This window comes from Streptomyces sp. NPDC058880, from assembly GCF_042742535.1.
In the GTDB taxonomy this organism is placed as follows: domain Bacteria; phylum Actinomycetota; class Actinomycetes; order Streptomycetales; family Streptomycetaceae; genus Streptomyces.
Window position 1 is genome coordinate 46,858 of sequence record NZ_JBHYMC010000021.1, and the last position, 11,229, is coordinate 58,086.

An 11,229-nucleotide genomic window follows, 5' to 3' on the forward strand; every position below is an offset into this window, starting at 1 on the left:
CGCCCCCCGGTCGCCACCCCGCGGGCCGCCTCCCCGGCGTGCCTACGCGGGGGGGGGGCGGCGCGCCGCCCCCACCCCCCGCATCTGCGTCAGCTGGAAGAGCAAGAACCGAAGAAGACGGCCGTCATGGCACCCATGACGTACTTGAACTGCTTGGCGCTGGTCTTGATCGCGCTCATCGGATCCTCCTTTGTCGCTCCTGGTGGACGCGCTTCCCGGGCCCCTTGAGGGTCGTTCCGCCCGTCCCTGGGTGACAACACCCTGGCGCGATCGCGGTGTTGCGGGCAATGATCGGGTCCGTTCAACGGACCGGCGGAAGCGGAGGGCGGTACCACCGTTCCTGCTGATGAGCCGGGACGAACGGGGAGTTACGGACACCATCCGACCGATGTCGTCCGTACGAAAGGGGGTTCCGCTCATGGCCAGATCCGGCACTGAGGGGCGGGGTGTACTGGAGGGCGCGTTCGCGCTCATGGAAGTGCTCGCGCACGGCGACGAGGTAGGTCTGACCAAACTGGCGGCGGACGCCGAACTGCCGAAGGCCACGGCGCACCGGCTGCTCGGGCAGTTGGTCGCGCTCGGCGCGGTGCAGAGCGTCTCGGGCCGCTATCGGCTGGGGCCGAGGACGTTCCGGCTGGGGCAGGCGTGGCATCCGGCGCGGGCGTTGCGGGCGGCGTCGGCGCGGCCCCTGCGTGAACTCGCCGCGGTCGGCGGTGGCAGGCTCGGGGTCAGCCTGTCGGTCCCCGAGGCGGGCAACGCCCTCGTGGTCGGGAGCACGCGCAGCGAGGTGGACGAGGCGTTCGCGCTGCATCCCGGCGCGGTTCTGCCGCCGGGGAGCGCGGCCGAGCTGGTCCTGACGGCGTCGGCCCGGGAGGCGGGCCCGCCGCCGGGGTGGTCGCGGGCCGCGTGGTCGCGGGAGGCGGTACGGGTCAGGGAACAGGGCATGGCCTTCCAGTACGGGCAGTGCGTGAGCGCGCTGTCGTGCGTGGCGGCTCCGGTGTTCTCCGACACCGGGCACGTGGTGGCCGCCGTGGCGGCGTCGGCACTGGACGGCAAACAGATCGCGCTCCTGGGCGAGGCCGTGGTCCGTGCGGCGGCGAGGGTGAGCACGAACCTGTCCCGGCTGCGGGCGCCCGCGGAGCGGCCGCGCCGCGAGGGGGAGTCCGCGCAGGGTCCGGCCGGCCGGGCCTCCCGGCACGCCGTGATGGCGCAACGGCACTAGGTACAGGGCCCGTCCGGCGGAGGGGCGTGGCGGCGCCGGCGCGTCCGGCACGCCCCTCCGCCCGCGTCTGCCGGCCCGGCGCGGGTCGAGGCGCACCGGGGACCGGGGTGACCGGCCGTTCGTGCGACATGGGTACCATCCGTCGAATTCCCATGCGAAGAACGGGCCGTGGTCGGATGTCCGGGCGCGCCCGTCACCCCGCCCCCTCCCCGCCGCACCGCACCGCACCACGAGCACCTTCGAGAGGCAGTCCGAACATGCCCCTGGCGATCCCGCCCTTCAGCGTGCTGTCCGACGCGTTCGACGCCGCACCCGAACGCTTCTTCGCGCACCTCAGGGAGCGGGTCCCGGTGCACTACGAGCCGACGATCGACGGCTACTTCCTCTCCCGTCACCAGGACGTGAAGCGGGTGCTGACCGACCAGGAGGCGTTCACCACCGAGATGCTCCAGGTACGCGCCGAGCCCGTGATGCGCGGGCGGGTCCTCGCCCAGATGACCGGCGCGGAGCACACGGCGAAGCGGAAGATCGTCGTGCGCGCGTTCACCGGCTCCGCCCTCCAGGACCAGATACGCGCCATCCGCGCCAACGCCGCCGAACTCATCGCCCCGTTCCTCCCGCAGGGCCGGATCGACCTGGTCGGCGACTTCGGCAAGCCCTTCGCCGTGCACGTCGCCCTGGACGTCCTCGGCCTGGACAGGGCCGACTGGCAGCAGGTGGCCCGCTGGCACAGCGGGGTCGCCGAGTTCGTCACCGGCCTGGCCCTGACCCCGGAGCGCCGACGGCACTGCCTGGACTGCGCGGAGCGACTGGAGGCCCACCTCGCCCCGGTCATCCGGCAGCGGCGCCGCCGGCCCGGCCAGGACCTGATATCGAAGCTGTGCACCGCGGAGTTCGACGGCATCACCATGAGCGATCGCGACGTCACCGCGCTGATCATCAACGTGCTGGTCGCAGCCGCGGAACCCGCGGACAAGACCATCGCCCTGCTCTTCAAGCACCTGATCGACCACCCCGAGCAGATGGCGCAGGTCCGCCGGGACCCGGAACTGCTGGCCGCGGCGATCGCGGAGACCCTGCGCCTGACCCCGCCCGTCCAGCTCATCCCCCGACAGACGGCGCAGGACGCCGTGTTCGCGGGGACCACCGTCCCGGCGGGCGCCACCGTCTTCTGCATGATCGGCGCGGCCAACCGCGATCCGGACGCGTTCGCCGACCCGGACTCCTTCGACATCCACCGCGCGGACCTGGGTACGGCCCGGTCGTTCACCGCGGCCGCCCAGCACCTGGCGTTCGGAAGCGGGCTCCACCAGTGCGTCGGCGCGGCCTTCGCGCGTGCCGAGATCGAGACCGTCGCCGCGATGCTCCTGCCCCTGCTGGACGAGGTCCGCTACAGCCCCGGGTTCCGCTACCGGGAGACGGGCCTGTACACCCGGGGACCGGCCTCCCTGTCGCTGGACTTCACTCCCGTGCGGGGAAGTGGAACCCGCCGCGACTAACGGCCGTCTAGTGCGGTGACCGGCAGGGTTCGCCGGGGCGCCGCGACCCGGTGGACCGCCGCGGCCGTGGCACTGGCAGGGCGGTTCCGGCCGGGACCGGCAGCCACCGTACTCCCGGCCCCGAAAGCCCGTTGCCCCATCCCCCAAGCGGAGACGACGATGAGACCGACCGACATCACCAGAGCCCTCAACGACCTGCTGTTCACGCCGGGTCTCGACCTCGACGAAGCCGTCGACCGGCACTTCACCCCCGACTACCGCCAGCGCACCGACGGCGTGTGGAGCGACCGCGCCTCCTTCGTCCAGCACATGGCGCGCCTGCGCACCCTGGTGCTCAGCGGTGGGATCGAGGTCCACGACGAACTCCGCGACGGCCCCCGCTACGCCGACCGCCACACCGTCACCCTGACCCAGCACAACGGACGCACCTCCCGCACCGAGGTCTACCTCTTCGCCCGCTTGGCCCCCGACGGCCGATTCCAGTGCGTCGAGGAGACCACCCTCCTGGTGACCGGGCACCCCGACGACGGCAACCTCGGCAGCGTCAAGTGAGCTGAACAGGAGCTCCGTCAGGGGCTCCGACGGGGGAAACCGGAACGGAAGAGAGCGCTCTCCCTGCTGTGGGCACGCAGAGCGTCGGTGTGGAGCAAGGAGAGGGAAACGACCATGGTGTCCGTGGGGGAAAGACTCAGCCGGGCCCGAGTGCGGGCCTTCATCGGCCGGGACGAGGAACTCGACCTCTTCGGCCGGGCGTTGGCCGGTGATGCGCAGGCCCCGTTCGCGTTCTACGTGTGCGGGCCGGGCGGCATCGGGAAGTCCACGCTGCTCAGGCGGCTGGCCGACCACGCGCGCGCGGCGGGCCGGCTGCTCGTCGAACTCGACGGCCGCTTCGTCAGCCGGGACCCGGGCGACTTCGAGCACGCCGCCGGGCCGTTCCTCGACGTACCGGGCACGGTCCTGTTCGTGGACTCCTTCGACCACTGCCAGTGGCTGGAGAGCTGGCTGTGGCACCACTTCCTGCCCCGCGCCGCGGACGACACCCTGGTCGTCCTCGCCGGACGGCGCGCTCCGCAGCCCCAGTGGACGGCCGACCCGGCCTGGTCCCGGCTCCTGCACGTGACCGAACTGGAGCCGTTCTCCGAGGAGCAGGCCGGCAGCCTGCTGGTCGCGGCACGGATCCGGCCGGAACTACACGACCGGGTGCTGCGCTTCGCCGGCGGCAACCCGCTCGCCCTGTCCCTCGCCGCCGCGGCGGGGTCGGCGGGCTGCGCCCGGGAGGAGATCTGGGCGCCGTCGGCGGACGTCCTGCGCACCCTGCTGGCGGGGCTGATCGGCGAGGTCCCCACCGCCGCCCACCGCCGCGCCCTGGAGGTGGCGGCGCAGGCCCACTCGACGTCCGAGGAACTGTTGTCCTCCGTACTGCCCGACGAGGACGCCCACCTGCTGTTCTCCTGGCTCAGGGACCTGCCGTTCATGGAGTCCACGCACCGGGGACTCCACCCGCACGACGCCGCCCGCGAGACGCTCGCCGCCGACCTGCGCTGGCGCGCCCCCAACGCCTTCGAGGCGATTCGGGGGCGCCTGGCGGACGAATACCTGCGCCTGCTGCGGGAAGCGCCCGAGGAGCGGGTGTGGACCGTCACCGACGAGCTCTTCTACCTCTTCCGGGAGGGCGAGACCCTCTCCCGGCTGCGCACCTGGTCCCGCGACGAGGAGCTGCACGACCGTCCGCTGCACCCGGACGACGTGGACGTCGTCCTGCGGATGGCCGAGGAGACCGAGGGGCCTGCCTCGGCGGAACTGGTGCGCTACTGGGTGCGGCGCCAGCCGCAGGCCTTCAGCGTCTACCGCCTCGTGGACACGGGCCGGATCGTCGCCTTCACGGCCCGGCTGGCCCTGCCGGCCCCGCCCGACCCGGAGGACCTCGCCACCGACCCCGTGGTCGCGGCCGCGTGGCGCCACACCGACGCCACGGCACCGGTGAGCCCCGGCGAGCACATCGGGATCAGCCGCTTCTCGGTCTACCCCGAGCGCTACCAGGTACCGTCCCGCGTCATCGATCTGAGCAGCTCCCGGGCCCAGGCGGAGGCCGCCCGGGCCCGCGGCCGAGCCTTCGGCTTCGCCGTCTTCCAGGACGCCGAAACCTGGGCCGAACGGGTCGAGGGCACCCTGCGCGACACCGGGGAGCGCCCCCGGGTCGGCGAGCACACCTACGGGCTGTTCGGCGTCGACTGGCGCGAGGTCCCCGTGGAGACGTGGCTCCTGCGCTTCATATCGACCCCCCACGCACCGGCCCCGGCCGCGCCGTCGGCCGTCTCGCGCACCGCTTTCGACCAGGCCGTGCGCGAGGCGCTGGCGCACTGGCGCGACCCGAAGGCCTTCGCCGCCTGCGTCCTGATGCGCACGCGGCTCGCGGCCGACCTCGACGATCCCGTGGAGGAGCTGCGCACGCTGCTGCGGCAGGCCGTCGACGACCTGGCCCGTGACCCGCGCGGGGTGCGCGCCCGCGAGGCCCTCACCGCCGGGTACCTCTCCGGTGTCCCGACCCAGGAGGGCGCGGCCCGCCGCCTGGGGCTGCCGTACGGCACCTACCGCCGCCATCTGCGCCAGGGCCTGGACCTGCTCTGCGAAGCCCTGTGGCAACGGGAGCTGCAGGGCCCGCGCTAGCGCTGTGACCGGAAGGGTTCACCGCCTCACGGCCCCCGGCACGGCATCTCGCCGCGTTGTCGGACCGCGCGAGGACGTCGAGGACGAGGTGGGATCCTCCGCCGTGCGCTGCGCCGCACCGGGGGCCGCGAGCCGGCACACCTTTGCGGCCACAGCACGGGGGAGGTCCGGCAGGACGGGGTGGACAGGTACGGACAGCAGTGGACACGCCTCGTCCCGGCCGGGGCTGGAGGGTGGACACCGGCCGACGCGAGGCTGTGTACCACGAACGCGGCACGCAGCCGGACGCGCCGGCCGACCGCCGGCCGCGGCCGGTCCCGCGCACCTCCTCACCCGCCCGGCGCAGCCGGGCCGGGACGACGGCTGCCGCCCCACTCGCCCCCAGGAAAGAGATCGCGTCATGACCACTGTGAACCCGCCCTATCTGACCGGCCACTTCACTCCTGTCGCGGAGGAGGTCACGGCCACCGGTCTCACGGTCGAGGGCACCCTGCCGCCGGAGTTGTCCGGGCGGCTGCTGCGCAACAGCCACAACCCCAAGCCCGGTGTCACCCCCACCCACTGGTTCAAGGGCAGCGGCATGGTCCACGGCATCCGCCTGCGGGACGGCCGCGCCGAGTGGTACCGCAACCGCTGGGTCCACACCCCCGCCCTCGACGGCGCCCCCTACATGACCGAGAAGGGCCCCGACCTCACCGCCAGCGCCGCCGGCACCCACATCATCGAGCACGCCGGCCGGCTCCTCGCCCTGTGCGAGGCCAATCTCCCCTTCGAACTCGACGGGGAACTCGGCACCATCGGCGCCTACGACTTCGACGGCAAGCTCCGCACCGCCATGACCGCCCACCCCAAGGAGGACCCGGTCACCGGGGAACTCCACTTCTTCGCCTCGTCCCCCTTCCCCCCGTACCTCACCTATCACGTCGCCGATGCCGAGGGCGCCCTCGTCCACACCGCCGAGGTACCCGGAGCCACCGCCTCCCTCAAGCACGACTTCGCCCTCACCCGGCGCCATGTTGTCTTCATCGAGGGCAACGTCACCTTCGACCCCGCCGAACACTCCGGCATCCCCTACGGCTGGAGCGACCGGCAGCCCTCCCGGATCGGCGTGATGCCCCGCGGCACCGACGGACACCGGCACATCCGCTGGTACTCCATCGAGCCGGGCAACATGCTCCACGTCTCCAACGCCTACGAAGACGGCCAGGGCCGCATCGTCCTGGAGGGCCCCACCGTCGACCGCGAGGGCTTCCGCCTCTCCTGGAACTGGTGGACCGGTGCCCCCGGCCGCGGCAGCGAACCCGTCTCCCGCTCCTACACCCGCCGTTGGACCATCGACATGGCCGCCGGCACCGTCGACGAGCGCATCATCGACGACCTCCCCATCGAGTTCCCCACGCTCAACGAGGACTACCTCGGCGTCGAGAACCGCTACCAGTACGCCGTCGCCTTCCCCGACGAGAACGGCCTGGGCGGCTACGGGCTGGTCAAGTACGACCGCACCACCGGCGCCCGCCGCATTCACCAGGTCGGCGACGCCCGCCTCCCCGCCGAAGCGGTCTTCGTCCCCGCCGCGGGCGCCACCAACGAGGACGACGGCTACCTCCTCACCGTCGTCTCCGACATCAAGCAGGACGCCTCGCAGCTCCTGGTGCTCGATGCCACCGGCTTGGGCACCGTCGCGACCGTCCACCTCCCCCACCGCGTCACCGCGGGCCTCCACGGCTCCTGGATCCCCGACACCCCTCACCACGCGTCCTGACACCGCGCACAGCGCTCAGGGGCCGTTCCAGATCGCTCTGGAACGGCCCCTGAAATGCGACCTCATCCGAGGTGGGTGCCGGGTGGGGGTCAGCGGCTGGTGCCGCCCAGGCCGGAGGGCCCCGCCGGGCACCATTGCTCACCCAGTCATTGGCGAGGCGGTGACGGTCGAGATATCGGGAAGGGTCCGGTATCCAGGCTGTCCTTCAGGCCCCTCGCCATCGAGATGAACCCGGAGCAGTCCGCGCGGTACGGTCCACCGACCGTGCTGTCCTTCCGAGCGAGCGACTGGCTGTCCGGAACGGCGTTGCTGATCCCGTCGTGCGCCCGGGCGATGATCTGTTCCTGAGTGATCGCGCCGGCTGGCGCGGCCGGACCTATGCTGCCGGTCGAGGGGCGGGGCCACTGGAAGAGTTCCGGCGAACGCGTCACTGGCGGGTATCAGCGCGTCTCCTTGCCGGCGGCCTCACCGACGACGGCGCCGGGCAACCACCTCGGCATCTCGTCACGCACCGTCAGCCGCCACATGGCCTCGATCAGGGAACGCCTCGGCGCCACGAGCCGCTTCGAAGCGGGCCTGAAGGCCGCCGAGCGGGGCGGCGCCGGTTCTCGAATGATCACCAACGGCGGAGGCCGTTTCCACCTTGTGGCGGAAACGGCCTCTGACCTGCGACTCCTTCGAGTCGGGACGACAGGATTTGAACCTGCGACCCCTTGACCCCCAGATCGATGGGTCGGAGGAAATTTCTCAATATATGCCTCAATCTGAGGGCGCACAACGTGCACATACGTACCTGCCGTGCGCCCACCGACGTGGGCGCTGGTCCCCAACTGGTCCCCAAGGGGCGCCACCTGGCCCTCGGGCCCGCCCCCCCGTTATGTTCTTCGCGGTCCTGCAAGAGGGCCGCTGGCCTCCGGGCCCGGCATGACTGTGTCCCCCTGTCGAACGGATGACCTGGGGGGTGGTGTCACCGGGCCCGAGGGGTGCCGTCGGAGACGCTGATGAGAGGTCCGACCACCGCCTGACCAGGCGCAATGCCCGGTCGTTCGTGGGCGGCAGGTCTGCATAACGTGGATGCGCGAGAACGGCCCCCGACGCCCAGGCCAGCACGGCATCGAGCGAGTAGGGACATGATGATCGACACCGAAGGCGTGGGCGTCTTCCTCGGCCTGGACGTCGGCAAGAGCACGCACCATGGCCACGGGCTGACCCCTGCTGGCAAGAAGGTCTTCGACAAACCGCTGCCCAACAGCGAACCCAAGCTGCGGGCCGTCTTCGACAAGCTGCGAGACAAGTTCGGCACCGTCCTGGTGGTCGTGGACCAGCCCGCCTCCATCGGCGCCCTGCCGCTGACCGTCGCCCGCGACGCGGGCTGCCAGGTCGCCTACCTGCCGGGCCTTGCCATGCGGCGGATCGCCGACCTCTACCCCGGCGAGGCCAAGACCGACGCGAGGGACGCGGCGGTGATCGCGGATGCCGCCCGCACCATGCCCCACACCCTGCGCACGCTGGAGTTGACCGACGAGATCACCGCCGAGCTCACCGTCCTGGTGGGCTTCGACCAGGACCTCGCCGCCGAGGCCACCCGCACCTCCAACCGGATACGCGGCCTGCTCACCCAGTTCCACCCCAGCCTGGAACGTGTCCTTGGGCCACGTCTGGACCACCAGGCCATCACCTGGCTGCTGGAACGCTACGGCTCCCCGGCCGCACTGCGGAAAGCCGGCCGACGCAGACTCCTCGAGGTGATCCGGCCCAAGGCCCCGCGCATGGCCACCCGGCTCATCGACGACGTCTTCGAAGCCCTCGACGAACAGACCGTCATGGTCCCCGGCACCAGCACCCTCGACATCGTCGTCCCGTCCCTGGCCCGCTCGCTCGCGGCCGTCCACGAACAACGCCGGGCCCTGGAAGCCCAGATCAACGAACTGCTGGAGGCCCACCCTCTTTCCCAGGTCCTGACGTCGCTGCCCGGCGTCGGCGTCAGGACCGCCGCAGTCCTGCTGGTCACCGTCGGCGACGACACCGGCTTCCCCACCGCCGCCCACCTCGCCTCCTACGCCGGCCTCGCCCCCGCCACCAAGCAATCGGGCACCTCGATCCACGGCGAACACGCGCCCCGAGGCGGAAACCGGCAGCTCAAACGGGCTATGTTCCTCTCCGCGTTCGCCGCCTTGCACGACCCCGCCTCCCGCACCTACTACGACCGATGCCGGGCCCGCGGCAAAACCCACACCCAAGCCCTCCTCCGCCTCGCCCGCCAACGCATCAGCGTCCTGTTCGCCATGCTCCGCGACGGCGCCTTCTACGAACCCCGCGTCCCTGAGGCGACGGCTGCATGAACCAGCCCACAGACAGATCTATGCAGATCAACACCTTGTGCCGTCCGCCCATGCCGAGATGTCCGCGGCCCCCTGACGGACAGCTTCTTCCGGGTCCCGGGCGAGCTTCCCGCAGGCCGCTGCAACGTCCGGCACACCGCCCGGTCCCACGAGCGCGTCATGCACCCCGGTCTGCAGCCAGCCAGCCTGGCTGTCGTCAGCCTCGGCAACCGCGAGAGCGATGAGCCTTATGGCGGCCACCGTCCCCACCCGGGCCAGGGCCTCTGCCGTCTGCCGGGTCACCGCCGTGTTCTCGACGTCCAGCAGCAGTCCCACCAACGCTTCCGCAGCCTCAGGAACATCAGCGAAGGCAGCAAGACCACGCCCGGCACGAACACGTTGCGTCCACGAAGGAGACGACACCTCAGCCAAGGCCGTCTCCAACCCACTCGTCATCTCTGGCACGACCAGACACTCTCATGCCCACAGAGAAGATCGAACCCCAGGCAAAAGCTGCCCACACGCTTGACGAAAAACATAGAGGCACCCCCCCTCACAGACGGGCGCCAGGTGGAAAGCGGCTCAGGGAGCGGGGTGACGCCGCGTCCGTTCGGCTCGGCGTCGCAGGTCGCGGGTGACCTCATACCAACGCCAGGAACCGCCCCAGTCGCAATCCTCGTGCCCGGCGGGCTCCCAGTCCGCGAGCTCGTCCAGCTGCTTGATCAGGGCATCCGGTTCGACAGAGCGCGGTAGGTGCGATCACCGTCGAGCTGGCCAGCCTCACCACGCCCTCCAGGGCGTTGACCGCCAAGCCGACGGCCTGTTTGTCGTTGCCAGTCTTCTGCGCGACGAGGCTCTGGGTTCGCCAGCCCGGTGCTGCTGGTCCATGGGGGGGGGTGGCAGGATGCTCGGTCATGGCAACGAGAGATGGCAGCGATGAGGCGTACGTCGTTGGGTTGTGCGAGCGGATCCTCGGGGAGAACGCCCTGACACAGCACAGGTTCAACTGGCTGCTCGGAGATCCCGGATCAGGCGGCCAACGAGTCCAACTGCCGGTCGACGCCTACTGGCCGGGCCATCAGCTGGTGGTCGAGTACCGCGAACTGCAGCACGACCAGCCGATGCCCCACTTTGACAAGCCGAACCGCCTCACCGTCAGCGGCGTCCACCGCGGCGAGCAGCGCGCCCTGTACGACGCCCGGCGCGATGAGCAGATCCCCGCGCACGGGCTGCGCCTGGTCCTCATCCGCCCCGCCGACCTGGATGCGGACGGCCGCGGACGACTGCGCCGCAACGAAGCGGCCGACCTGGCGGCACTGAAGAAGATCCTGGCCCGCGCCAGCGACGAGGACCGGGTTACCGACACCTTCCGCACCTGGCTACTGACCGAAGGCTGGACACCCACCGATCCCACGGACCGCTGGACCGACCTGGAAGCCGTACGCGGCCGGGAACGGGTGATCTGCGAGGCCAAGGGCCGCACCAGCGAGAAAGGCATCGACGCCGACATCGCCTATGGCCAACTGCTGCGCCGCATGACGAGCCAGGACCCGCACACGCGCTACGCCCTCGTCGTGCCGTCCTCCTCCCTCAAGGCCGCCGCACGCGTCCCGGCCCACGTCCGACAGCTCCTGCGCATCGACGTCTACGAGGTGACGGATGACGACCGGGTGTGCCGGCTGACCGACTGAACGGTGCCGGGTACCGCGTCGGTTTCGGCTTCACCACCAAGGTGTCCTCCGAAGCCCACGCGCCGTG

The 11,229-nt window shown here is 71.3% G+C and carries 9 protein-coding genes; 8 read left to right on the forward strand and 1 reads right to left on the reverse strand.

Annotated elements, in window-relative coordinates; all coding sequences use genetic code 11:
• Nucleotides 1-418: 418 nt before the first annotated feature.
• From ACFW2G_RS15170 to ACFW2G_RS15200, 7 genes are all read left to right on the forward strand, one after another.
• Nucleotides 419-1,222 (forward strand): helix-turn-helix domain-containing protein, encoded by an 804-nt coding sequence (locus tag ACFW2G_RS15170; RefSeq protein WP_384580797.1) that lies wholly within the window; start codon nucleotides 419-421, stop codon nucleotides 1,220-1,222.
• 257 nt (nucleotides 1,223-1,479) lie between these two features.
• Entirely contained in the window at nucleotides 1,480-2,721 is a 1,242-nt protein-coding gene (locus ACFW2G_RS15175; RefSeq protein ID WP_384447628.1) for a cytochrome P450, cyclodipeptide synthase-associated, read from the forward strand.
• 159 nt (nucleotides 2,722-2,880) lie between these two features.
• Nucleotides 2,881-3,273, forward strand: coding sequence for a nuclear transport factor 2 family protein (locus tag ACFW2G_RS15180; RefSeq protein ID WP_384447625.1), 393 nt, complete (start codon nucleotides 2,881-2,883; stop codon nucleotides 3,271-3,273).
• A gap of 123 nt (nucleotides 3,274-3,396) precedes the next feature.
• Nucleotides 3,397-5,388 carry an ATP-binding protein gene (locus ACFW2G_RS15185; RefSeq protein WP_384580799.1) on the forward strand — a complete coding sequence of 664 codons (1,992 nt, stop codon included), beginning with the start codon at nucleotides 3,397-3,399 and terminating at the stop codon, nucleotides 5,386-5,388.
• Nucleotides 5,389-5,788: 400 nt separating this feature from the next.
• Nucleotides 5,789-7,150 carry a carotenoid oxygenase family protein gene (locus tag ACFW2G_RS15190; protein ID WP_037916109.1) on the forward strand — a complete coding sequence of 454 codons (1,362 nt, stop codon included), beginning with the start codon at nucleotides 5,789-5,791 and terminating at the stop codon, nucleotides 7,148-7,150.
• A 525-nt stretch (nucleotides 7,151-7,675) separates the two neighbouring features.
• Nucleotides 7,676-7,867 (forward strand): hypothetical protein, encoded by a 192-nt coding sequence (locus tag ACFW2G_RS15195; protein WP_384580918.1) that lies wholly within the window; start codon nucleotides 7,676-7,678, stop codon nucleotides 7,865-7,867.
• A 416-nt stretch (nucleotides 7,868-8,283) separates the two neighbouring features.
• A complete protein-coding gene (locus ACFW2G_RS15200; RefSeq protein WP_384580920.1) occupies nucleotides 8,284-9,492 on the forward strand; it encodes an IS110 family transposase in 1,209 nt (402 codons plus the stop codon).
• A 27-nt stretch (nucleotides 9,493-9,519) separates the two neighbouring features.
• Here ACFW2G_RS15200 and ACFW2G_RS15205 read toward each other — a convergent pair whose 3' ends face one another.
• Nucleotides 9,520-9,927: a HEAT repeat domain-containing protein gene (locus ACFW2G_RS15205; RefSeq protein WP_384580922.1), complete on the reverse strand. Its 408-nt coding sequence runs from the start codon at nucleotides 9,925-9,927 to the stop codon at nucleotides 9,520-9,522.
• Between the two features lie 458 nt (nucleotides 9,928-10,385).
• Between ACFW2G_RS15205 and ACFW2G_RS15210 the strand changes: the two genes are divergently transcribed.
• Nucleotides 10,386-11,162, forward strand: coding sequence for a hypothetical protein (locus tag ACFW2G_RS15210; RefSeq protein WP_384580801.1), 777 nt, complete (start codon nucleotides 10,386-10,388; stop codon nucleotides 11,160-11,162).
• Nucleotides 11,163-11,229: the final 67 nt, after the last annotated feature.